The following is a 22,365-nucleotide window of genomic DNA, read 5'->3' as shown; positions in this document are numbered from 1 at the left end:
GTCAATCCTTGTAGACGGAGTTCGATGTGGGTTCAGCGCTGCCCGTCGCTTCGCGCAGCGCGTGCAATAAGGTGGCGATGTCGAGATGATTCGCGGCGGCGTCGGGCGAAGCGGGGCTCATATGCGGCACGGTGCCAAGCAGCGGCGCGTCGTAATGCCGGTCCAGCCAGTCGCGGATCGTGGCGATGTTCTCGTCTGCGAAATTCATTGATGGATCGACGCGGTTCGCGACCCAGCCCGCCAGTGTCAACCCGCGTGCGGCGATCGCTTCTGCGGTGAGCAATGCGTGGCTGATGCAGCCGAGCCGCATGCCGACGACGAGTACCACCGGCAGGTTCAGGGCGAGCGCGAGGTCGGCCGTATCGTGCGCATCGGTGAGCGGCACACGAAAACCGCCGACGCCTTCTACGACGACCACGTCCGCCAGCTTCATCGCCTGCGCGTGGCAATTCGCGATATGCGCGATATCGAGCGACACGTTTTCCAGCGCGGCCGCGATATGCGGTGCAGCAGGCTCGCGAAGCAGAAACGGTGTGCGCATCCCGGGCGGAAGCAAAACGTTCGCCGCCGCGTCGAGCTGATCGGCGTCCTCGTTGTGCAATACGCCATCGCGCTCGAACGCGCCCGCGGCGACCGGTTTCATCGCGGCTGCGCGCAGGCCTTTGCGTGCGAAGCCGCGCAGCAACGCCGCCGCGACCAGCGTCTTGCCGATCTCGGTATCGGTACCGGTGACGAATACGGACAACGGCGCGTTCATGCAACGCACCCGCTCAACGTTTTCAATGCCGCGTCGAGCCGGTCGAGATCTTCATGCGAATGCGCGGCGGACAGCGAAATGCGCAGACGTGAAGTGCCCGCAGGCACCGTCGGCGGCCGGATCGCCGGCACCCACAGGCCGGCGCGATCGAGTCCGGCGGCGACGTCGAGGGTCGCTTCGTTCGCGCCGATGATGAGCGGCTGCACGGCGGTATGCGAATCAACCGGCAGCCAGCAGGTTGTCTTCAGCATCGCGCGCGTGCGTTCGATCAGCGTCTGCAGATGCGCGCGACGCGTATCGCCCTCGTCGCCACCGATGATGCGCAGGCTCGCCGATACCGCATGTGCAACGGCAGGCGCGGAAGCCGTCGTGAAGATGTACGGACGCGCGCGCTGCACGAGCCATTCGATCACCGTCTCATGCGCAACCACGAATGCGCCCGACACGCCCGCTGCTTTTCCGAGCGTGCCGACCATCACGAGGTGTGGCGAACGCAGCGCTTCATGCGCGATCGCGCCACGTCCCTGCGGGCCGAGTACGCCAAAGCCGTGCGCATCGTCGACGACGAGCCACGCGCCATGCTTTTCCGCCAGCGCGACGAGTGCGGTGAGCGGCGCGATGTCGCCGTCCATGCTGAAGACCGTATCGGTGACGATCATCTTCACAGCGGCATCCGATGCTTCGAGCATCGCTGTGAGTGCGTCAGCGTCCCCGTGCGGATAGATCTGCACATCGGCGCGCGAGAGGCGCGCGCCGTCGATTAGCGACGCGTGGTTCAGCGAATCGGAGAAGAGCGTCGTGCCGCGGCCGGCGAGCGCGGTCAGCGTTGCGAGATTCGCCATATAGCCGGTGCTGAAATACAGCGCGCGCGGCGCGTCGACGAAGCCACCGGCAAACGCGGCGAGATCGTCTTCGAGCTGTGCGTGCGCGCGCGAATGGCCGCCGAGCAGATGCGAGCCGCCGCTGCCCGCGCCGTAGCGTTGCGCGCCCTCGACGATGGCCGCGACGAGTTGCGGGTGCGCGGCGAGACCCAGATAGTCATTGCTGGCAAAGCCGATGATCTCGCGACCGTCGACGGTCATGTGGGCGGCGCACGGCGTGTCGATCGTGCGACGACGACGTCGCAGACCGCGTGTGTCGATATCGTTCAGGCCTTGTGTGAGTGTGTCCAGCAATTGCATTAGCAGGTTCCCGTGAGTGTGGCGTCGAACGTTTCGCGCGTGCGTGATGCGAGCAACGCGAGTTCTGCGTCGTCGAGGATGTAGGGCGGCATCAGATACACGGTCGTGCCGATCGGACGCAGCAGGAGTTCGCGCTGCAACGCGTTTTCGAAGAAGCGGCGCGAGAAGGTTTTTGCCTGGGTCGCGTCTTCGATGACGGCATCGAATGCGAAGATCGTCCCGCACTGGCGAAGGTTTCGTACATGCGGATGCGTTGCGAGCGGTTCGAGTGCTGCGCGCAACGTTGCGGATTTTTTCGCGTTGGCGGCGAGGACGTTATCGCTCTCGAAGAGGTCAAGTGTGGCGAGCGCGGCGCGGCACGCGAGTGGATTGCCCGTGTACGAATGCGAATGCAGAAAGCCGCGGGCGGTATCGTCGTCGTAGAAGGCTTCGAAGATTTCGTCGCGCGAGAGCACGATCGACAGCGGCAGATAGCCGCCGCTGATCCCTTTCGACAGGCACAGGAAATCGGGCCATACGCCTGCCTGCTCGCACGCGAAGAAGGTACCGGTGCGACCGCAGCCGACGGCGATTTCATCGGCAATCAGATGGATGCCGTACTGATCGCACAGCGCGCGCAAGCCGGCGATGTATGACGCGTCGTGCATTGCCATGCCGGCTGCACATTGCACGAGCGGCTCGACGATCAGCGCGGCGATGTGTCTGGCGCGCGAGTCGAAGAGGGCGCGCACATTATCGAGCGCGCGTTGTGCGACGTCTGCGGCTGTTTCGCCTTTGCGGGCGAGCCTCGCATCCGGCGACGCGACGACATGCGCGTTGCGGATCAGTGGATCGTAGGCGTCCTTGAAGAGGGCGACGTCGGTGACGCCGAGTGCGCCGATCGTTTCACCGTGATAGCTGTTCGCGACGCAGACGAATTCGCGTTTCTCATCGTGGCCGCGATTGCGCCATGTATGGAAGCTCATCTTGAGCGCGATCTCAACTGCGGACGCGCCATCCGACGCGAAGAATGCGTGACCTAGTGTGCAGTGAGTGAGCGCGTGCAGACGTTCGGCGAGTTCGATGGCGGGCTCGTGCGTGCAACCGGCGAGCATTGCGTGCTCGAGCGTGTCGAGTTGCGTTTTGAGCGCGGCGTTGATGCGCGGATTGGCGTGGCCGAAGAGGTTGACCCACCAGGAGCTGATGGCGTCGAGATAGCGACGGCCTTCGCGGTCATAGAGCCACGGGCCGGCACCACGCGCGACGGCGATGAGCGGCAGGCTCTCATGGTGCTTCATCTGGGTGCAGGGGTGCCAGACGGCACGCAGGCTGCGGGTGATCCAGTCTTCGTTGGTGCGCATGCTCATGCGGTTTCTGTCTATTCGTCGGATGTTTTTTTGTCGCGACGGGGTGGGGGCGGCCTTTTCCGGCCGCGGCGGGACCGAGATTAGCGGTTTATTTTGTTGTTTGCATTAGGGGAAATTTGCCGCTTTTCGCTGCGCGGGTTGGGGTTTTGCGATGTTGTTCGCAGGTCGGGTCTGTTCGTTTTAGAAGGAGGGAAATGGGCGGAGTTGACGACGGCAAAGTGAAGGGGTGGGTCGGGGGAAATCTTTGCGCGATGTCGGTTGTTTTGCGCCTTGGGCGGCGGGCGGGCTGGTTTTTTCGGTCCTTGCCTGTGCTTTTGCTTTTTGGTCTTTGCTTGTTTTGGTTTTGGGTTTTGGTCTGTTCTGGTTTTGTTGGCCTTTCCTTGCATTCATGTCGGTCTATTGGTGTTGCCCCTGTGCGGGGCGGCACCTGCTTTTCTTTCTTCCCCAAGGGGACTTTCTTCGGGGCGTCCTTGCACTCGGGCGCTTCTTCCTGTGCGTCTTGAGCCTTTTGTTGGCCTTTCCTTGTATTCACGTCGGTCTATTTGCGTCGCCCCTGTGCGGGGCGGCACCTACTTTTCTTTGTCCTTGCCAAAGAAAAGTAGGCAAAAGAAAGGCGCCGAAATGTCGTCCGTTCCGGAGTGTGTCGCTACCGGGGAATGGCACCCCATGAAGTGTCGCCCTCACCCTTCACGCGGCATGGGTCCGCGCACGAGACCATCCCCAGCGCAGTACCGCTTGTGACATAGGGCTCATCCACCCCACTCCACACTGCGTGCGTCGCGGACAGATTTGCCTGGGACAACAGTCCTGACCGCTGGCCGCTGACCGCTGACCGCTGACCGCCGGTCGATATTTAGGGCGCCACGCGGTGCAAGTCTCGTTGGGGTGATCTGGATGGAAAGCTGATCGTTGTCTGCGGCGCGTGAGTTGCGGCCAGACACGAAAACTACGCGGGTTAGTTGACTTCGGCGATGCGAGGCAGCATGCAGATGTGGGCGCACCTGGCGGCGACGCACGAAGTGCGGAGTCGGATGAATGAGCCCTGTGTCACGAGCGGTGCTGCGCGGGGGATCAGATCGTGTGCGGACCCATGCCGTGTGAAGCGCGGGGGCGACACTTCATGGGGTGCCATTCCCCGGTGGCGACACACTCCGGAACGGACGAGTTTTCGGCGCCTTTCTTTTGCCTACTTTTCTTTGGCAAGGACAAAGAAAAGTAGGTGCTGCCCCGCACAGGGGCAACGCCAATAGACCGACATGAATACAAGGAAAGGCCAAAGAGAAAGGCCAACGAGAAAGGCCAAAGAGAAAGCCCAACAAGAAAAGGCAAAAAAAACCAACCCTCACTCGCGACTAGCGAGCGCCCCCTTCTCGTCAGAATCAGAAGACCCAGAAGCCGTCTGCGACCCGGCAGGGTCCTTCCAGACAACGGCATCATTCACAGCATAAAGCCGGCAAGCATCGGCACTATGCTTCTGACAGTTAGCGACTGCCACCGACATAGGATCATCGCCACCCTCGGCCCACGACCACGATCCGGAATCCGAAACAGCAAACGCCCGGCTTGGATACTGGTGCAAAAAGTTCCGATACCCAGTCCGTCCCGCTTCATCGAGAAACGGCACAGCGTCCACTGCATCGATAGCAGCAAAACCCGTCGGCTTCGGCGGCGCTGGATCGGCAACCCGATACTGGATGCCCGTCGGCATCCCGACCCGTGCAAGGAACGCCTCGACCGCCGGCCACCACACCCGCACGCCGTCGCGATCGCCCACCAGTCGGTGCGCGTCATTCTTGTACGCGCCGAAATCGATCATCTTCGCGCTCGCGCCATGCTCCACGTACGCGGTGTACATCTTCCCAACCAGCGCCGACGGCCAGATCGAATCGTTGTCGCCATACAGCCACAGCGAAGGCACACGCGTCTTCTCCGCGTAGTCGCCGAACGCCTGCGTGAGGTTGCCCTGCCAGTCGGTGCACGAATCCTGCCGCAATCCGCCCGAAAAATTGATCAGCGCCCGCACACCGGAAGCCGCTTCCGGCCCGTATGCAATCGTCGCCAGCCCGCCGTGCGATGTGCCGGACACCGCAATATGCGTCGCGTCGACGTACGGCATCTTCGACATGAAGCTCACGGTCGCCGCGACGTCGGCTGCCTGACCGAGCCCATTGCGTGCGACGTCGCAGCCGTCCTGCTCGTAGGTGCCGCCCGATCCGGCAAAACCGCGGCGGTTCGGCGCCACGACGACATAGCCGCGTCGCACGAATTCGCGGGCGAGCGGCAGCGGATCGCTGCGCTCCTGGGTGCGCGGATCGCCGTGGATCTTGCCGTGGTTGAAGACGATCATCGGGAACGGGCCCGCGCCGTCCGGCTTGTAGATCGTCGTTTCGAGTGTGATCGAGCCCGATGCATCCGCTGGAATGCTGATGATCTGCTCATTCAGACTGGCGGGAACCGTGGGAAGGTATGCGTCATCGAGGGCAATGCGCGGCACGTGAGCGCTTGCAAGCGGTCCAGCCGGGGTGTCGTGAAGCGGATCGGCGCAGACCGGCGATGCGGCAAGCGTCGCACACGCCATGACGATCCATCCGGTCAAAATGTTCCTGAACACCATCCGCTCTGCCCACCTGCCTTAGACGCCACCTGAGAACTGCCACGCTTGCGGCCCGACCTGACGAATCCATTTCAACGCCCTTTTGAGCGCAAAAGAGTCTCACGTATGTGGCGCAAAGGCGCTCGCACACGGTTTGATTTCGTACGGGATGAACCGAAAGCCGGCCGGCGCGCAGACCGCTCACGCCGTTATTCAAGCGCCAGCGAAAAGCCGACGCTGCAAGATCCACAGGGGCATCCTGGCACGACAAATTATCTTTGTGCAATGCAGGAGAACCCCCGGATCAGGGTGGTACATCCGCCCAGGCAGGTCACGCAAATGCGGAAAACGAGGAGGGGCGCGGCCCGCAGCCGCTCTGGCCCCGCCAGATGATGTGGTGCGGGGCCAACAGGAAATATCGGCGAATTTGAGGGCCATGAAGGAATGCGCCAACCTCGCCAGAAATATCCGTAAGCTGACCGAAATCAGCGTTCGCTTACATCGCCGTCGACATAGCGCCACCGGCCATCGTCGCCGCGCAGAAAGCGGCTGAGTTCGTGCAACCGGTGCGCCCTTCCGCCAACCTTGTAACGCGCGACAAATTCGACTTCCGCGTGATCGGCGTCGATGGGCAAGAAACGTTTGATCTGCAGTCCGAGCCAGCGGGGCGCATCGGCGGTGTCGGGGTTGGCGTCGAGGTCCGCGGGGCAGGTTTGCGGTGCCCACGTCGCGCGCAGATACGCCGTTTCGCCGAGCACGTACGCGCTATAGCGCGAGCGCATCAGTTCGAGCGCGGTCGGCGCGGTTTCGCCGCCGTCGATGAAACGGCCGCAACACTGGTTAAAGCGCGGCGGCTTCGCGTCGCTGCGCGCATTGGGTGCGGCGCCGCCGCAAGGGCAATCTGACGGTCTTTCAGTCGTCGAGGCACGGAGCGTCATCGAAGGATCAGGTCAGCCCGCGTGCGATCAGGATCTTCTGGATATCGCTCGTGCCTTCGTAGATCTGGCACACGCGTACGTCACGATAGATCCGCTCGACAGGGAAGTCGCTCAGGTAACCGTAGCCGCCATGAATCTGCAGCGCGGCGGAACAGATGCGCTCCGCGGCTTCCGAAGCGAACAGCTTCGCCATCGCCGCTTCGGTGAGGCACGGCTGGCCGGCGTCCTTCAACGCGGCCGCGTGCCAGATCAGTTGCCGCGCGGCTTCGAGTTGCGTCGCCATGTCGGCGAGGCGAAACTGCACCGCCTGGTGCGAAAAGAGCGGCTGGCCGAAGCTCTCGCGCTCCTTCGCATACGCGAGCGCCGCTTCGAACGCCGCGCGTGCCATGCCGACGCTTTGCGCAGCGATGCCGATGCGTCCGCCTTCGAGGCCCGATAGCGCGATCCGGTAGCCTTCACCTTCGGCGCCGATAAGGTTCGCGGCCGGCACGCGGCAGTTCTCGAAGATGATCTGCGCAGTGTCCGACGAGTGTTGCCCGAGCTTCTCCTCGATGCGCGCAACCACGTAGCCCGGCGTCGATGTCGGCACGATAAACGCGCTGATGCCGCGCTTGCCCGCGTTTTTATCGGTGACGGCCATCACGATCGCGACGTCGCCATGCTTCCCGCTCGTAATGAACTGTTTGACGCCGTTCAGCACGTACGCGTCGCCGTCGCGCGTGGCCGTGGTGCGCAGTGCCGAAGCATCCGAGCCGGCCTGCGGCTCCGTCAGGCAGAACGCGCCGAGCATCTCGCCGCGCGCGAGCGGCGTGAGCCAGTCACGTTTCTGCGCGTCGTTGCCGTACGTGAGCAGGATGCTGCAGACCGGGCAGTTGTTGACCGAGATCGCCGTCGATGTGCCCCCGTCGCCCGCCGCGATCTCTTCGAGGATCACCGCGAGCGCGAGTGCGTCGAGCCCCGCGCCACCGTATTCCTCCGGCACGAGCACGCCGTACGCGCCCAGCCCCGCGAGCTGGCGATGCACGTCCTTCGGAAACGTGCGGTCGCGATCCCATTGCGCGGCGTGCGGTGTCACGGCTTCGCGCACGAAGGTGCGAACCGCGTCGCGGATCATCTGATGGTCCTGATCAAGCACCATGGTTGTTTCGTCTCCTCACCACTCGAGTGGCGTACCGTCGTACTGGTAGAAGCGGCCATTGAACGCGGCGCGTGCGCCGGCGGCCTGCGCCAGCACGTCGCGCATGCCGGCGACGCTGCGTTCCGGATCGATCGCCGCCTGCGCGCCGCCCATGTCGGTGCGCACCCAGCCAGGATGCAGCGCCAGACACGTGGCGCGGGTGGTTTCGAGCGAGGCGATCTTGAGCGCGTCGTTAAGTGCCGCCTTGCTCGCGCGATACAGCCAGCCCGTCGTGCCGCTCGCGTCGCTGATGCTGCCCATCTTGCTCGACAACACCGCGAGCACGCCGCCCGCATTCTCCACGAGCGGCAGCAGGATGGGGATCAGCTGCATCGGTCCGCGCACGTTGGTGGTCATCACGTGATTGAAATCTTCGGCAGTGAACGTTTCGACGCCTTCCGTACGCGGACCGTACACGCCCGCAACGATCACCGCCGCGTTGAGCGGTTCGCCATCGAGCTTCCAGCCGAGTGCGGCGATCTCTTCAGGCTCGGTGATGTCGAGCGGGAAGGTCTGTGCGCCCAGGCCGGCCAGCGCGTCGAGCGCGGCATCGTCGCGTGCGGTGGCCAGCACGCGCCAGCCCGCACGTTTGTACTGCCGGGCGAACTCGCGACCGATGCCGCGCGACGCACCCACGATCAACGCTGTTTTCATCTGCAGACCTCTTTCGCGTTTGCGTTTCCAGTTTCAGTCCTACGCGGGTCCGTGCCGACGTCGCCATCACGTTGCACGCGCAACGACCCTTACACCAGTTCGACGCCCATCGCTGTCGCTTCGCCACCGCCGATGCACAGGCTCGCGACGCCGCGCTTCAGCCCGCGCTGCTTCAGCGCGCCGATCAGCGTGACGAGAATGCGTGCGCCCGACGCGCCGATCGGATGACCCAGCGCGCACGCCCCGCCGTTCACGTTGACCTTGTCGTGCGGCAGGTTGTGTTCCTTCATCGCGGCCATCGTGACGACCGCGAACGCTTCGTTGATCTCGTACAGATCGACGTCGTCCGCGCGCCAGCCGTTCTTCTCGAACAGTTTGCGGATCGCGCCGACGGGCGCCGTCGTGAACTTAGCCGGCTCCTGCGCAAACGTCGTATGACCGACGACGCGCGCAAGCGGCGTCACGCCCAGCTGTTTCGCGGTCGATTCGCGCATCATCACGAGCGCCGCCGCGCCGTCCGAGATCGACGATGAATTCGCCGCCGTCACCGTGCCGGTTTTGCTGAACGCGGGCTTGAGCGTCGGAATCTTGTCGAGGTTGGCCTTGAATGGCTGCTCGTCGCGCCCGATTGTCACGTCGCCTTTGCGGCTTTCCACCTTGACCGGCGCGATTTCCCATGCGAACGAGCCGTCTTCATTCGCACGCTTCGCGCGTTGCAGCGATTCGATCGCGAACGCGTCCTGCTTCTCACGCGAAAAGTCGAACGAGCCCGCGCATTCCTCGGCGAAGGTGCCCATCAGACGGCCCTTTTCGTAGGCGTCTTCGAGGCCGTCGAGGAACATGTGATCGAGCACCTGACCGTGGCCCATGCGCATGCCGCCGCGCGCCTTCGGTAGCAGATACGGCGCGTTCGTCATGCTCTCCATGCCGCCCGCGACGATGACGTCGACCGAACCTGCCGCCAGCATGTCATGCGCGAACATTGCCGCGCGCATGCCGGAACCGCACATCTTGTTGACGGTCGTGCTGCCGGTGGCGAGTGGCAGGCCCGCGCCGAGCGCGGCCTGCCGCGCCGGCGCCTGACCCTGGCCCGCGGGCAGCACGCAGCCCATCACCACTTCCTCGACCTGCCCGGGCTTCAATCCGGCGCGTTCGACGGCGGCCCTGATCGCGACCGCGCCGAGCTGCGGCGCCGTCAACGCGGCGAAATCGCCCTGAAATGCGGCCATCGGCGTACGCGCCACCGAAACGATCACGACCGGATCGCGTTGTGTCTCACTCATGCTTCAGCTCCTTGATCACGCCTTCGACGATCGCCGGCACGTCGCCGAGCTTCGCAGCATCGGCGGCGACGACGTCGTTGTCGGCTTCGTGCGCGCGGCTCGCCGATACAGCGGCCACGCAATGTTCGTACGTTGCAGCGAGCGTTTCCGGCGCGCTGGTCGTCATGCCGAGATTGCGCACGCGACCATCGTGCACGCCGTACGCCCAGCCGTGTACGGTGAGTTCCTGACCGCGCGCCCACGCGTCGTTGACGATCGTCGTGCGGCATACGTTGACGACCTGCTCGATGGTGTTCAGTTCGACGAGGCGCCGGTGACGCGCTTCACCCATCGGCCATTCCTCGAGCAGCGCCGCGTGTTTGGCACGCACGTCCTGCACGTGATGCAGCCAGTTGTCGGCGAGGCCGATGCGTCGTCCGTGCAGTGCCGCGCCGACGCCCGAGCATCCGTAGTGACCGACGACCATGATGTGCTTGACCTTCAGCAGATCGACGGCAAACTGGATCACCGACAGACAGTTCAGGTCCGTATGCACGACGACGTTCGCAATATTCCGATGCACGAACACTTCGCCCGGCGGCAGGCCGATGATCTGGTTCGCCGGCACGCGCGAATCGGAGCAGCCGATCCACAGGTATTCAGGCGTCTGCTGATGCGCGAGTCGCGAGAAATATTCCGGATCCTCGGAGAGCTTGCGTGCAACCCACACCTCGTTGTTGTCGAACAGATGCGAGAGCGGGTTGGCAGGAGGTTGTACGGTCGTATTCATATGCGTCGGGTCAGGTTCAGGGCAGCTCAGGCGCCCGGTGTCATAACAGCATGGACGGGCGAAGCGGATTGCGCGTGAGGTTCATGCGACACGCGCGACTCGCTCGCCGTCAGCGTTCTGCAGCTTTGTGTCCGGGACGCAGAAGCGGTCCGGATAGCGGTTGCAGAATCGCATGCTCGGGTCATAAGGGAAGAAGTCGGGCAGTTCGCCCGCGAGCAGATGCTCCTTGTGGGTTTGCCATAGCGCAGGGTCGAAGAAATCGGCGTGGTGCTTCATGAAGCTCTCGCGCACGCGCAGATCGCCGAGCAGGAACGTGCCGTACGTCTCCGGGAAAATGTCGTGCGGGCCGACGGAGTACCACGGCTCGGCCGACAGTTCGTCTTCCTCGTTGCGCGGCGCCGGCACGGCGCGCACGTTGCAGTCCGTCAGATATTCGATTTCATCGTAGTCGTAAAACACGACGCGCCCGTGGCGCGTCACGCCGAAGTTCTTGTACAGCATATCGCCAGGGAAGATGTTCGCCTGCATCAGTTCCTTCACCGCGTTGCCGTATTCCTTGATGCCGTGATCGACGTCGGCATCCGTGCCGTTCTGCAGGTAAAGGTTTAGCGGCACCATCCGGCGCTCGATATACAGATGCTTGATGACGAGATTGTCGTCTTCGTATTCGAGCATCGACGGCACTTCCTTCTCGAGCTCACGGATCAGCGCGTCGTCGAGACGCGACAGCGGCAGTGCGACGCTCGAATATTCGAGCGTGTCGGCCATGCGACCCACCCGGTCGTGTCGTTTGACGAGCTGATACTTCTGCTGGATCTTCTCGCGCGTGGTTTCCTTGGGCGGCGGAAAATTGTCCTTGATCAGCTTGAACACGTAGGGAAACGACTGCAGCGTGAACACCAGCATCACGAGCCCCTTGATACCGGGCGCGATGATGAACCGGTCGCTCGAATGCTTCAGGTGATGCAGCAGATCGCGATAGAACAGGTTCTTGCCCTGCTTCTGCAATCCGACCGACGTATAGATTTCGGCTTTCGGCTTGCCTTGCATGATCGTGCGCAGAAAGGCCACGTACGCCGACGGCACTTCCATATCGACGAGAAAGTACGAGTGCGAAAAGCTGAAGATGATCAGCAGCTGGTCGCGCTTGAGCAGGACTGTGTCGAGCGCCAGCACGCCTGGCTGTGTATGACGTATCGGCAACGCGAACGGTAGCACCGCCTCGCCGTTGATGATGCGCCCCACGATATACGCCGCCTTGTTACGGAAAAACAGCGACGACAGCACATGAATCTGGAAGTTGGCCGCTTCTTCGAAGTTGCCGAACGCGTCGCGAATGGCCTGCATCACGCAGCCGACGTCGCGTGTCAGATCCTCGAACGGCGGCTCCAGCTGGAAGTTCGTGACGATGCGTTCGAGCGTCGCGTGGAGGCCATCCTTGCCCGGGTAATACGCGCGATACGTCGGCTTTGCGGCGGGTTCGTCGTTCTCGAGATATTCGGTCGAGATGGCCGGCCGCACGAAGATGAAATCGTTGTTGAAATACGAGCGATGCAGGATCTTGCAGCACACGGAATTGAAGAACGTCTCCGCGCACTCGGGTTGACGATGCCGCGTCAACAGGCCGATGAAATGCAGTTTGATCTGCTGCCAGACTTCATCGTCGATGTTTTCGGCGTCGTATTCGTCTTCGAGCAGGACGACGCATTCCTCGACGCGTTCGTCATACGACGTGATGCGCTCGCGGGCGAGCTTTTGCAGCCCGAGCCAGTCGCCGGCCTCGAACAGCGTTTTTGCGTGGATGGCCGCCTCGCGAAAGATCCGGTAATGACGATCAAATCCCTCGAGCATGGTCTGCGCGACATCGAAGCCGATCTGCGACGAAAGCAGTTTGGGAAATTGATTCATACCGACTGTGCGTGCGTTTTAATGTCGTGGAGACACCCGTGATTGTATCGTTCGGGCAGCGTCGCCGAAGCTAGTGCGCCGCTTTCTCGCCGGATTGCCGGGCCGCCGGATACCCGGCGGTGTCCGCTTCCCGGGCAACCGGACGTGCGCCGCCTTCCAGCAGCGCGCGCGCCTGCGCTTCGTACTGCGCGAGATCTTCGAGCGTCGCGTTCAGGTCTTCCAGCTGGCGTTCGAGCACTTCGCGATGGCTTGTCACCGTCGCGAGAAACGCGTTCAGTTGCGGCACGGTATCGGTCGGCGATTCGTACAGATCGAGCAGGGCGCGGATTTCCGACAGCGTGAAGCCGAGCCGCTTGCCGCGCAACGTGAGCTTCAGACGCGTGCGGTCGCGTCCGGAATAGACACGGCGCAGGCCGCCCGAACCTTCACGGCTCGGCGAGAGTAAACCCTGGTCTTCGTAGAAGCGGATCGCGCGCGGTGTGACGTCGAATTCGCGCGCCAGTTCAGTGATGGTGTATTGCGTGTTCATCGTGGCTGTTCCGTGAGTGACCGGCCTAAAGCGAAAAGCGGATTGGACGTAAGCTAGACGTTTACGTTATCGTCAACCTCGACAAAGCGCAACACCGCCGCGAACGGCGAGCGCGCCATCACGTACGACACCCAGGAAAGCCCCAGGACAGATACCCACGATGAACGCTCTCGAACACCAGCTCGACTATCCCTTCCGCGACACGCTTCCCGAACCTGGCCACGCCCTTGACGTCGCGCCTGGCGTGCGCTGGTTGCGCATGCCACTGCCGTTCGCGCTCGACCACATCAATCTGTGGCTGCTGCGCGATGAAATCGACGGTCGTGAGGGCTGGACGGTCGTCGATTGCGGCGTCGCCAGCGAGACGATCAAGGCGAACTGGGAAAAGGTGTTCGACACAGCGCTGGAAGGCCTGCCCGTGCTCCGCGTGATCGTCACGCATTGCCATCCGGATCACCTTGGGCTTGCCGACTGGATCTGCACAGGCGGCGACCAGAAACGCTGGGACGTGCGGCTGTGGATCTCGCTCGGCGAATACATGCTCGGCCGTGTGATGGCGGCCGGCGACGGCTCGAACGCCGGTGGCGAGCGCGCGGCTGCGCATTTCGCGCGCCACGGTCTGACGGACGAAGCGTCGATCGACCAGTTGCGCAATCGCACGAGTTATTACTCGAATCTGGTGCCTTCCATGCCGGCGCAATATCGGCGGATGCGCGAAGGCGATGCGCTGGCGATCGGTGGCCGGACGTGGCGCATCGTGACGGGTTTTGGTCATTCGCCGGAACATTGCGCGCTGCATTGCGAGGAAACCGGCGCGCTGATTTCCGGCGACATGGTATTGCCGCGTATTTCGACGAACGTGTCGGTGTTCGACATCGAGCCGGAAGGCAATCCGCTTGCGCTGTATCTGGAATCGCTCGGCCGCTATGAGACGATGGCGCCCGATACGCTCGTGCTGCCGTCGCACGGCAAGCCGTTTCGCGGCGTGCACACGCGGATTGGACAGCTGCGTGACCATCACGACGCGCGGCTTGCCGAAGTGCGCGCCGCCTGCGCAGAAAAGCCGCACAGCGCGGCGGATATCGTGCCGTTGATGTTCAGGCGTCAACTCGACATCCATCAGCTCACGTTCGCGATGGGCGAGGCGCTCGCGCATCTGCATTTGCTGTGGCTTGCGGGTGAACTGAAGCGACAGCACGATCAGGATGGTGTGATCCGCTTTTCAGCTTAACGCCATGACGCCATGACGTCATGACAAGTAGCTGCACATAAAAAACCAGGCCCAACGACGGGCCTGGTTTTTTTGCGCCTTGCTAAAGCGTTCTTGCAGGATTACTGCACGACGACCGTCGCAAAGTTCTGCCGGCCAAACGGACTCACGCTATAACCGCTCACGTTCGTGCGCGTCAGTGCAGCTGCGGTTGGATACCCGAGCGGAATCCACAGCGCCTGATCGTGGATGATCTTCTGCGCGGCTTCATACGCCTTCGCGCGCTTCACCTGATCTGGCGTCGCTTTGCCTTCCTCGATCAGCTTGTCGAGTTGCGGATCGCAATAGCGCGCGAAGTTGATCCCCGATTTCACCGCGTTGCAGCTGAAGAGCGGCGACAGGTAATTGTCCGGGTCGCCGTTGTCGCCGGCCCAGCCCATGAAGAGCGTATCGTGCTGGCCCTGCTTCGCCTGCTTGATCAGCTCGCCCCATTCGATCACCTTCACGTCCGCCTTCACGCCGATCTTCGCGAAGTCGGCCTGCAACAGTTCCGCCCCCGCCTTCGGATTCGGGTTCAGCACGCTGCCGTTCGGGCGCACCCAGATTGTTGTCTCGAAGCCGTTCGCGACACCTGCATCGGCGAGCAGCTTCTTCGCTTTCGCGACGTCGTACGGATAGGGCTGGATCGCCCTGTCGTAGCTCCACGTGTTCGGCGGATACGGATTCACGGCGGGCAATGCCGTGTTGTCGAACACAGTCTTCAGATACGTCGCGCGATCGAACGCCATGTTCAGCGCCTGACGCACCTTCGGATTGTCGAGCGGCTTCTTCTGCGTGTTCAGCGCGACGAACGCCGTCATGAAGGCGGGCGTCTGCACGACCTTCAACGACTTGTCGGTCTTCGCATCGGCGACGTCCTGCGGCTTCGGCGACAGCGCGATCTGGCATTCGCCCGCCTTGATCTTCTGTGCACGCACGGAGGCGTCCGGCGTGATCGCGTAGATCAGGCGATCGACTTTCGGTTTCGCGCCCCAGTACGACGGGTTCACGTCATAGCGGATCACGGCGTCTTTCGTGTAGCTCTTCAGCACGAACGGGCCCGTGCCGATCGGCTTCGCGTTCAGTTCGACCTGCTTGTCGGACTTCAGCAGCTGGTCGGCGTATTCGGCGGAATAGATCGACGCGAAACCCATCGAGAGAATCGGCACGAACGTCGCGTTCGGTTCGCTGAGCTCGAACTTGACTGTGTTGTCATCGACCTTCGTGACGGCTTTCACCAGCTTCACGAGGCCCATCGACTGCGCGTGCGGGAAGCCGCTCGCGCCCGTCACCTTGTGCCACGGATTGTTGTCGTCGAGCATGCGCCCGAACGTGAAGACGACGTCGTCGGCGTTCAGTGCGTGCGACGGCTTGAAGTAGTCGGTGGTCTGGAACTGGACGTTCGGGCGCAGATGGAACGTATAGGTGAGGCCGTCGGCGCTCACATCCCACCTGTCGGCGAGCGCGGGCACGATTTTCTTCGCGGCTTCGTCGTACGACACGAGCGTGTTGAAGATCACATCGGCCGACGCGTTGGTCGTCACGAGCGAGTTGAACTGGACGACGTCGAAGCCGTCCGGGCTCGATTCCGTGCAGACGGTCAGCGGCTTCGCGAGGACGAGCGCGGGCGCTGTAGCGAGCAGGGCGGCGGCGAGCAGTTTGAAGCGCATAGGATCTCCGATAACAAACGTGGTCAGGCAGTGCGTCTGATTCGTTGCAATGGCGCTGCGATGAAGTAGATGGCAGCTGATGCAGGTCGCTTTATTGTGAATCTTTTTCGCTGCGGGCGCGTGGTGCGACTGGGTGCGACGAGGCGTGCCCGCCTGGGAGAAAGCTTAAACGTTGGGTGGTTGTGCCGACAACAACTTAATCGGCATACCGATATGAGGCCGCCCCGCGCTTGACGCCCGATGCTCGATGTCTAACGCCCCGGCGGCGCAGATGCGAGCGTCGCCAGATACACGATGCCGTCAATCGCACGAGCGCCGTACCACGACACGAGCTCACCATCGATCAGCTCGATGCGTTTACCCGCCAGAGCCGGGTCACTTTCAAGTGCACGCCGATGCGCTTCGGTGAAACGATAAGGTTCGCTGGAAAGCAGCACGCGGTCGACATCGGCGATCCACGGCGCTGTCAGGTCAAACGTCGGGTACCGGTCTGCGCCAGCGTTTCCGCCTTTCATGGCTGGCAGTGTCTGCCAGTTGACCGTATCGAGCATCGCCGAAATGTAAGTGTCGCGCGCGACCGTCATCCACGGACCACGCCAGATCACATAGAGCACGCGCTGCGCCGGCCACGTGCGCTGTTCGATATCCCGTAGCTGCGTTTCGAACGCCTGTGACAGTCGCTGCGCTTCCTCTTCGCGATCGAACACCGCGCCGAGCAGCGCGTAAAGCGTGAGGTTATCGCGCGGTGTCAAAGGATGCGTCACGACGACATGCGGCACGAACGTGCGCAGCAGATCAACCGTACCGGCTTCGTTTTCGTCGATATTGACGATCAGATGGGTGGGTTGCAGCGCGCGTATCGCATCGATATTGACGGCCTTTGTGCCGCCGACTTTCGGCACATTGCGCACGCGTTCGCGCGGATGCACGCAAAAGCCGGTACGCCCGACGATCTGCCGGTCAAGCCCCAGGGCAAACAGCGTTTCGGTGATGCTCGGCACGAGCGAGACAATCCGGGCATCGGGCGAGGCCCGTTCGTGCACGACACCTGCTGCATCGACCGCACGCGTGTTCATCGGCTACTCGGACGAGCGGGGTTTGCGCGGCGCCTTCTCGAAGGCGAAGTCGTACAGCCAGCGTGGCAGCACGTGCAGCATGGCGCCCGCGACACGCATCTGCCATGGAAAAGTAGCGAATGCTGTCTTTCGCGCAATCGCATTCGCAACCTTCACAGCGAAGCGGTCCGCATCCATCAGGAACGGCATCGGATACGGATTGCGCTCGGTCATTGGCGTGCGGATATAGCCGGGCGCAATCGTCACGACGGAGACGCCCAGCGGCCGCATCTCGACGCGCAGCGCTTCGAGATACTTCTGCGCCGCCGACTTCGACGCGCTATACGCGCCGGAACCCGGCAGCCCGCGCACGCCAGCGACGCTCGCCACGCCGACCAGCGTGCCTGTGCGGGCAGCGATCATCGCGCGCGCGAACGGCTCGAACGTCGCGACCATGCCGAAGTAGTTCACGTCCATCACGTCGCGAAAGGCGCGCAGATCGCCGTGCCCGGTCACCGCGCCGCGGCTGATGCCCGCATTCGCGATCACGACATCGGGACAGCCATACTGCGCGATGAACGCTTCGGCGGCGGACGCAAGCGCGTCGGCATCGCGAACGTCGACGGGATAAATGGAGATGGGGTGCTGCGGATGGGCTTGCGCGAACGCGGCGAGTGCTTCGCCACGCCGGGCGACGAGCCCGAGAATCGCACCGCGCCGCGCGTATTCGGCGGCGAGTGCCTGACCAATACCGCTCGATGCGCCGGTAATGAAAACCTTCAACGGTGAATTCATACCGGCGCCCAGGCGTTACATCTTCTTCGCGCGGACCTGTGCGACGAGGTAATCCAGCACCTGGATCGTGCCCGGCAGGCTGTCGGTCGCGGCGGGGCCGGTTTCATACTTGCCCTGCACGGCGAGCGTCGGCACGCCTTCGATCTTGTACGCGTCGAGCAGCTTCTTGTCACGTTGCAGTTCGCTTTGCGTCGAGAACGAGTTGTACGCGTCCATGAACTTCTTCGGATCGACGCCGTTCTTCGCGAGGAATTTGGCCTGATCTTCCGGCGTCAGCAGGTAGTTCTTGTTGACGTGAATTTCGTTGAAGATCTTCGGCGTGAGTTGCTGCGCGAGGCCGAGTGCATCAACGGCGTGATACAGCTTCGAATGCGGGATGAAGTCGTCGCGGAAGGCGACCGGCACGCGCTTGAAGACGACGTCCGGGCCCTGCTTCTTGACCCATGCTTCGAGGAACGGGTCGAATTCATTGCAGTGCGGGCAGCCATACCAGAAGAATTCAGTGACTTCGATCTTGCCGGCCGGCACTTCAACCGGCTGCGCCGACGCGAGGACGGTGTAGTCCTTACCCGAGACCGGTGCGGTGGGCGTTGCCTGCGCCGCGCCTGCGACGAGACCGAGCGAGAGGAAAAGAATGCTTAGCAGCTTTTTCATGTTCTGTTGACCTGTTTAGGCGGAAAAACGTTGGCCTGTGGTTACTGTTTGGTGAAGCGGATCACGGCGGTGTCCACTCCTGCATCAGACAGCCGCTGGCGCGTTGTGTTCATATCCTCGAATTTCGAGAAAGGCCCGATGCGCACGCGATAGTACGTGACACCGCCCGCGTCGCGCTGCGTGACCTTCGATTCGAAGCCCTGGAAGCCCAGACGCGCCCGTTGCTGTTCGGCATCGGCGGCGGTCTTGTAGGCGCCGACCTGCAGGAAGTAGCCCGTGTTGGCATCCGCGGCGGGAGGCGCGGCGGGCGCAGGCACGGAGCCCGGCCTCGCGTTCGCTTCAAGTGCCGGTTTCGGCGCCGACGTCGCATTGCTCGCGGTTGCGCTGGAAGGCTGCGGCTTCTTCTCGGGCGTGGCGCTGCTGCCGTTATCGGTAGCGGCCTTCGGCGGCACGGCGACACCGTTCGCGTTCGACGGCGGCACTTCGACGATCTGCGGCTCTTCGAGCATGCCCGACGATTGCGTCTGACTGGTCGTCTGACCCGGCGCAGTGTTCGGCGGCGCGGGTTGCGCAGCCTGCGGCACGGGCTGACCCGGCGTCTTGCCTTGCAACGGACGGTTTGGATCGTATTGCGGCTGGCTTGCGCCGGCATCCGACGCGGCGGGCGGCGCGACTTTCGAGACAAATGGCGTAGGCGCACGCGTGATATAGAGCGCCACCACCACCGCGATCGCGAGACCTACGATGAGGCCCAGCACGATACCGAGAAAAGTGCCCCCGGACTGTTTTGACTGCTTCGTTGTGCGGCGTGGTTTTGCCATCGTCTGAATCACCTGCCAGTTAATAAGAGTCTGGAACGACCGTCGATTATAACGACGGCCGCACGCAAGTCGCACCGCGGGAATTACATCTTTTCGGGAGCCGAAACGCCGATCGTCGCGAGACCGTTCGCCAGCACCTGACGGGTCGCCGCGAGGAGCGCCGCGCGCGCATTGCGGGCCGCTTGATCATCGACCAGCACACGCTCAGCGCGGTCATTGTAGAACGAGTGAAATTCCCCGGCGAGGTCGCGCAGATAGAACGCGACCGCGTGCGGCGCGAGTTCATTGGCGGCGTGTTCGAGCATGTCCGGGTACTCGGCGATCTTTTGCAGCAGCGCGAGCGAGCGCTCCGTGACGAGCGGCGAGAGATCGGCCGTTGGCAGGACGGCTTCGTCGGCGTTGTAGCGCGACTTCCATTCGTTCAGCACCGAGCAGATCCGCGCATGCGCGTACTGTACGTAGTACACGGGGTTTTCGTCGCTCTGCTTCAGCGCGAGGTCGACGTCGAACACGAATTCCGTGTCGGCCTTGCGCGAGATCAGGAAGAAGCGCACGGCGTCGCGGCCGCGGCGGATCGTCTCTTCATCGAGCAGTTCCGGCGACACTTCCGTGCCCGGCGTCGCGCCGCCCGACCATTCGATCAGGTCGCGCACCGTCACATAGCTGCCCGCGCGCTTCGAGATCTTCACCTCGGCGCCGTCACGCATCACGGTGACCATCTTGTGCAGGATGTAGTCGGGATAGCCCTTCGGAATGCCGATGCCGAGCCCCTGCAGGCCGGCGCGCACCCGCGCGATCGTGCCGTGGTGGTCCGAGCCCTGAACGTTGATGACCTTCGTGAAGCCGCGTTCCCACTTCGCGACGTGATAGGCAACGTCCGGCACGAAGTACGTGTACGTGCCGTCGGTCTTGCGCATCACGCGGTCCTTGTCGTCGCCGTCGTCGGTCGTGCGCAGCCACAGCGCGCCTTCCTGATCGTACGTCTTGCCGGCAGCGACGAGCGCTGCCACGGTCTTCTCGACGCGGCCTTCCTTGTACAGCGACGATTCCAGATAGTACTGGTCGAACTTCACACCGAACGCCTGCAGGTCCATGTCCTGCTCGTGGCGCAGATACGCCACCGCGAAGCGGCGGATCGCGTCGAGATTCTCGACGTCGCCTTCGCCCTTGACCGGCTCGCCATCTTTGGCGGCGACGGTTTCGCCCGCCAGATAATCGCGCGCGATATCGGCGATGTACTCGCCGTTGTACGCGGATTCCGGCCAGCCGGCGTCGCCGGGCTTGACGCCGCGGGCGCGCGCCTGGGTCGACAGCGCGAGCGTCTGGATCTGCACGCCGGCGTCGTTGTAGTAGAACTCGCGATGGACCGCATAGCCCTGCGAGGCCAGCACGTTCGACAACGCATCGCCGAGCGCCGCCTGACGGCCGTGGCCGACGTGCAGCGGACCCGTCGGATTCGCCGACACGAATTCGACCAGCACGCGCTTGCCCGCTTCGCGTGTCGAGCGGCCGAACGCGTCTTTTTCGGCGAACACGGCAGCAACCGCAGCCTGCTTCGACGTCGCGGCGAGACGCAGGTTGATGAATCCCGGGCCAGCCACTTCCGCACCTTCGACGAGCCCTTGCGCTTGCGGATGCGCGAGCACGACATCGACGATCTGCTGCGCGAGCTGGCGCGGATTCGCGCGCAGCGGCTTGGCAAGCTGCATGGCGACATTGCACGCGACGTCGCCGTGCGCCGCGACCTTGGGTCGTTCGAGCGTGATCACCGGCTCGACGAAGGCGGCTTCGGGCGCGCCCTGGGTCGTCTGGGTGACCTGCTTCACGGCATCGGCGAACAGGGTTTCGAGAGTTTGTTTATGTGCAGGCAGCATGCTTGTTGCGAGTCCAGTGAGACAGTCCGTGTGTTCGGGCGCGGCGCCGGCCTTGCGTGACGCGTGCGGCCGGTCCGTCGAATGAGGTGGAAAGCGGGCGCCGCGTCTGCGCAGGGACGGCCGCATCGGCGTCACCGGACATCGCATTGCGTTGTGATGCCGGCCGCAGCGCTTCGTCGGGCGACACCCGTCGTTCTGGCAATGGCCTGTCCGGCGCACCCGCCGGCGCTTTTCCGTTCAGACGGATTTTAGCAGGTGCTAATATGTCCAATGAGTTACCCGGCTTGAGCCGGGGCCGCCGGCACGCGCGAAAGCGCCGGTGGGACCAGCGCGGAAGCGTCCTGACCGGCGCCGCGCGCGCGGATCCAACATAACGAAAAGGGAACTGTCATGTTGATTACGTTCAAATGCCACGCCTGCCCGGACGTGGTGATGCTGGAGAATCTCGCCCAGTATCTCGTCGGTATCGTCGGCAAGCGGTTGGGTGAACGCGGTGTCATTACGCACGATGAACTCGCCACCGCGATCACGAAACTCGAAGCCGCCATTCACGTCGACAAGAAAGAGCGTGCCGAGCACGACGGCCACTTCCACGAAGGGGAAGAAGGCCACGAGCACCACGAGATTCCGATCGGCCTCGCGCAACGCGCGTTCCCGTTCCTCGACATGCTGCGCGCAGCGCAGAAGGAAAACACGGACGTCCTCTGGGGCCTCTGACCTGAGTGTCGGGGCGCGGCTGCGTCAGCGTAAGCGCCAGACGGGCGTATTTCAGCCTGCGTGCGGCGGCTCGCCAGCTCGCGCAGATCAACCCCCGTCCGCAGATAAAAAAAGAGCCCGCTACGGGCTCTTTCTCTTCCTGCTGCCGGATGGCCGGCACGCTTACTGGCTGGCGGCGTCTGCCGGTGCGGCCGCGGGCGCCGAAGCACCCTTCTTCACCTTGGCCTTCTTCGGCTTCTTCACGTGCTTTTCCGTCGGCGGCGAGTACGAACTGACCGCGCTCGACTGCGCCGGGGCCGCCGGCTGTTGCGCCAGCGCCACCGAGGCGCCGCAGGCAAGTGAAAGTCCAGTCAACATCAGCGTCAACTTCTTCATACGATTTTTCTCCGTGACGG

At 63.1% G+C, this 22,365-nt stretch carries 20 protein-coding genes; 2 read left to right on the top strand and 18 right to left on the bottom strand.

Translation table 11 applies throughout. From position 1 onward, the window contains the following. Window position 1: 1 nt before the first annotated feature. The 11 genes from bioD to P3T21_RS05700 all read right to left on the bottom strand — a co-directional run bounded on the left by bioD (window position 2) and on the right by P3T21_RS05700 (window position 13,135). On the bottom strand, window positions 2-757 hold the full coding sequence (gene bioD, locus P3T21_RS05750) for a dethiobiotin synthase (protein ID WP_429254957.1): 756 nt from the start codon (window positions 755-757) through the stop codon (window positions 2-4). After that, window positions 754-1,938 carry an 8-amino-7-oxononanoate synthase gene (gene bioF, locus P3T21_RS05745; protein ID WP_429254956.1) on the bottom strand — a complete coding sequence of 395 codons (1,185 nt, stop codon included), beginning with the start codon at window positions 1,936-1,938 and terminating at the stop codon, window positions 754-756. The genes bioD and bioF overlap by 4 nt, the downstream gene beginning before the upstream one ends. Continuing rightward, on the bottom strand, window positions 1,938-3,284 hold the full coding sequence (bioA, locus tag P3T21_RS05740) for an adenosylmethionine--8-amino-7-oxononanoate transaminase (RefSeq protein WP_429254955.1): 1,347 nt from the start codon (window positions 3,282-3,284) through the stop codon (window positions 1,938-1,940). Before bioA ends, bioF begins: the two co-directional genes overlap by 1 nt. A gap of 1,342 nt (window positions 3,285-4,626) precedes the next feature. Beyond that, a complete protein-coding gene (locus tag P3T21_RS05735; RefSeq protein ID WP_429254954.1) occupies window positions 4,627-5,898 on the bottom strand; it encodes a dienelactone hydrolase family protein in 1,272 nt (423 codons plus the stop codon). 464 nt (window positions 5,899-6,362) lie between these two features. Next, entirely contained in the window at window positions 6,363-6,815 is a 453-nt protein-coding gene (locus P3T21_RS05730; RefSeq protein WP_429254953.1) for a YchJ family protein, read from the bottom strand. A 7-nt stretch (window positions 6,816-6,822) separates the two neighbouring features. Then, window positions 6,823-7,953 (bottom strand): acyl-CoA dehydrogenase family protein, encoded by a 1,131-nt coding sequence (locus tag P3T21_RS05725; RefSeq protein ID WP_429254952.1) that lies wholly within the window; start codon window positions 7,951-7,953, stop codon window positions 6,823-6,825. 15 nt (window positions 7,954-7,968) lie between these two features. Then, window positions 7,969-8,646, bottom strand: a complete 678-nt coding sequence (locus P3T21_RS05720) for an SDR family oxidoreductase (RefSeq protein WP_429254951.1) — start codon at window positions 8,644-8,646, stop codon at window positions 7,969-7,971. Window positions 8,647-8,735: 89 nt separating this feature from the next. Next, on the bottom strand, window positions 8,736-9,929 hold the full coding sequence (locus P3T21_RS05715; protein ID WP_429254950.1) for an acetyl-CoA C-acetyltransferase: 1,194 nt from the start codon (window positions 9,927-9,929) through the stop codon (window positions 8,736-8,738). Further along, window positions 9,922-10,698: a carbonate dehydratase gene (gene can / locus P3T21_RS05710; RefSeq protein WP_429254949.1), complete on the bottom strand. Its 777-nt coding sequence runs from the start codon at window positions 10,696-10,698 to the stop codon at window positions 9,922-9,924. Before can ends, P3T21_RS05715 begins: the two co-directional genes overlap by 8 nt. An 81-nt stretch (window positions 10,699-10,779) precedes the next feature. Further along, window positions 10,780-12,606, bottom strand: coding sequence for a bifunctional isocitrate dehydrogenase kinase/phosphatase (gene aceK, locus P3T21_RS05705; RefSeq protein ID WP_429254948.1), 1,827 nt, complete (start codon window positions 12,604-12,606; stop codon window positions 10,780-10,782). A 70-nt stretch (window positions 12,607-12,676) separates the two neighbouring features. Next, a complete protein-coding gene (locus P3T21_RS05700; RefSeq protein ID WP_429254947.1) occupies window positions 12,677-13,135 on the bottom strand; it encodes a MerR family transcriptional regulator in 459 nt (152 codons plus the stop codon). A 160-nt stretch (window positions 13,136-13,295) separates the two neighbouring features. On the opposite strand from P3T21_RS05700, the gene P3T21_RS05695 reads away from it, so the two are divergent. Beyond that, window positions 13,296-14,366 carry an MBL fold metallo-hydrolase gene (locus P3T21_RS05695; RefSeq protein WP_429254946.1) on the top strand — a complete coding sequence of 357 codons (1,071 nt, stop codon included), beginning with the start codon at window positions 13,296-13,298 and terminating at the stop codon, window positions 14,364-14,366. A 101-nt stretch (window positions 14,367-14,467) separates the two neighbouring features. Here the strand turns inward: P3T21_RS05695 and P3T21_RS05690 are convergent, their stop codons facing one another. The 6 genes from P3T21_RS05690 to argS form a co-directional block, all read right to left on the bottom strand. Then, on the bottom strand, window positions 14,468-16,054 hold the full coding sequence (locus tag P3T21_RS05690) for an ABC transporter substrate-binding protein (RefSeq protein WP_429254945.1): 1,587 nt from the start codon (window positions 16,052-16,054) through the stop codon (window positions 14,468-14,470). Window positions 16,055-16,305: 251 nt separating this feature from the next. Then, on the bottom strand, window positions 16,306-17,130 hold the full coding sequence (locus tag P3T21_RS05685; protein WP_429254944.1) for a helical backbone metal receptor: 825 nt from the start codon (window positions 17,128-17,130) through the stop codon (window positions 16,306-16,308). A gap of 3 nt (window positions 17,131-17,133) precedes the next feature. Beyond that, on the bottom strand, window positions 17,134-17,904 hold the full coding sequence (locus P3T21_RS05680) for an SDR family oxidoreductase (protein WP_429254943.1): 771 nt from the start codon (window positions 17,902-17,904) through the stop codon (window positions 17,134-17,136). A 15-nt stretch (window positions 17,905-17,919) separates the two neighbouring features. Beyond that, on the bottom strand, window positions 17,920-18,558 hold the full coding sequence (locus P3T21_RS05675) for a thiol:disulfide interchange protein DsbA/DsbL (protein WP_429254942.1): 639 nt from the start codon (window positions 18,556-18,558) through the stop codon (window positions 17,920-17,922). A 41-nt stretch (window positions 18,559-18,599) separates the two neighbouring features. After that, on the bottom strand, window positions 18,600-19,379 hold the full coding sequence (locus P3T21_RS05670) for an SPOR domain-containing protein (protein ID WP_429254941.1): 780 nt from the start codon (window positions 19,377-19,379) through the stop codon (window positions 18,600-18,602). 83 nt (window positions 19,380-19,462) lie between these two features. Beyond that, window positions 19,463-21,253, bottom strand: a complete 1,791-nt coding sequence (argS, locus tag P3T21_RS05665) for an arginine--tRNA ligase (protein ID WP_429254940.1) — start codon at window positions 21,251-21,253, stop codon at window positions 19,463-19,465. Window positions 21,254-21,643: 390 nt separating this feature from the next. Between argS and P3T21_RS05660 the strand changes: the two genes are divergently transcribed. Next, window positions 21,644-21,970, top strand: coding sequence for a DUF1840 domain-containing protein (locus P3T21_RS05660; RefSeq protein WP_429254939.1), 327 nt, complete (start codon window positions 21,644-21,646; stop codon window positions 21,968-21,970). Window positions 21,971-22,132: 162 nt separating this feature from the next. Here P3T21_RS05660 and P3T21_RS05655 read toward each other — a convergent pair whose 3' ends face one another. Then, a complete protein-coding gene (locus P3T21_RS05655; RefSeq protein ID WP_429254938.1) occupies window positions 22,133-22,345 on the bottom strand; it encodes an acid-shock protein in 213 nt (70 codons plus the stop codon). Window positions 22,346-22,365 lie beyond the last annotated feature (20 nt).

The organism is Paraburkholderia sp. GAS334, assembly GCF_050436625.1.
Classification (GTDB): Bacteria; Pseudomonadota; Gammaproteobacteria; order Burkholderiales; family Burkholderiaceae; genus Paraburkholderia.
The sequence above is the reverse complement of the archived record's forward strand: the minus strand, read 5'-3'. Positions and strand labels throughout refer to the sequence as shown.

Excerpts from the sequence above, each read along its gene's own strand:
- bioD (WP_429254957.1), bottom strand. The coding sequence starts at position 757 with ATGAACGCGCCGTTGTCCGTATTCGTCACCGGTACCGATACCGAGATC.
- bioF (WP_429254956.1), bottom strand. The coding sequence starts at position 1,938 with ATGCAATTGCTGGACACACTCACACAAGGCCTGAACGATATCGACACA.
- bioA (WP_429254955.1), bottom strand. The coding sequence starts at position 3,284 with ATGAGCATGCGCACCAACGAAGACTGGATCACCCGCAGCCTGCGTGCC.
- P3T21_RS05735 (WP_429254954.1), bottom strand. The coding sequence starts at position 5,898 with ATGGTGTTCAGGAACATTTTGACCGGATGGATCGTCATGGCGTGTGCG.
- P3T21_RS05730 (WP_429254953.1), bottom strand. The coding sequence starts at position 6,815 with ATGACGCTCCGTGCCTCGACGACTGAAAGACCGTCAGATTGCCCTTGC.
- P3T21_RS05725 (WP_429254952.1), bottom strand. The coding sequence starts at position 7,953 with ATGGTGCTTGATCAGGACCATCAGATGATCCGCGACGCGGTTCGCACC.
- P3T21_RS05720 (WP_429254951.1), bottom strand. The coding sequence starts at position 8,646 with ATGAAAACAGCGTTGATCGTGGGTGCGTCGCGCGGCATCGGTCGCGAG.
- P3T21_RS05715 (WP_429254950.1), bottom strand. The coding sequence starts at position 9,929 with ATGAGTGAGACACAACGCGATCCGGTCGTGATCGTTTCGGTGGCGCGT.
- can (WP_429254949.1), bottom strand. The coding sequence starts at position 10,698 with ATGAATACGACCGTACAACCTCCTGCCAACCCGCTCTCGCATCTGTTC.
- aceK (WP_429254948.1), bottom strand. The coding sequence starts at position 12,606 with ATGAATCAATTTCCCAAACTGCTTTCGTCGCAGATCGGCTTCGATGTC.
- P3T21_RS05700 (WP_429254947.1), bottom strand. The coding sequence starts at position 13,135 with ATGAACACGCAATACACCATCACTGAACTGGCGCGCGAATTCGACGTC.
- P3T21_RS05695 (WP_429254946.1), top strand. The coding sequence starts at position 13,296 with ATGAACGCTCTCGAACACCAGCTCGACTATCCCTTCCGCGACACGCTT.
- P3T21_RS05690 (WP_429254945.1), bottom strand. The coding sequence starts at position 16,054 with ATGCGCTTCAAACTGCTCGCCGCCGCCCTGCTCGCTACAGCGCCCGCG.
- P3T21_RS05685 (WP_429254944.1), bottom strand. The coding sequence starts at position 17,130 with ATGAACACGCGTGCGGTCGATGCAGCAGGTGTCGTGCACGAACGGGCC.
- P3T21_RS05680 (WP_429254943.1), bottom strand. The coding sequence starts at position 17,904 with ATGAATTCACCGTTGAAGGTTTTCATTACCGGCGCATCGAGCGGTATT.
- P3T21_RS05675 (WP_429254942.1), bottom strand. The coding sequence starts at position 18,558 with ATGAAAAAGCTGCTAAGCATTCTTTTCCTCTCGCTCGGTCTCGTCGCA.
- P3T21_RS05670 (WP_429254941.1), bottom strand. The coding sequence starts at position 19,379 with ATGGCAAAACCACGCCGCACAACGAAGCAGTCAAAACAGTCCGGGGGC.
- argS (WP_429254940.1), bottom strand. The coding sequence starts at position 21,253 with ATGCTGCCTGCACATAAACAAACTCTCGAAACCCTGTTCGCCGATGCC.
- P3T21_RS05660 (WP_429254939.1), top strand. The coding sequence starts at position 21,644 with ATGTTGATTACGTTCAAATGCCACGCCTGCCCGGACGTGGTGATGCTG.
- P3T21_RS05655 (WP_429254938.1), bottom strand. The coding sequence starts at position 22,345 with ATGAAGAAGTTGACGCTGATGTTGACTGGACTTTCACTTGCCTGCGGC.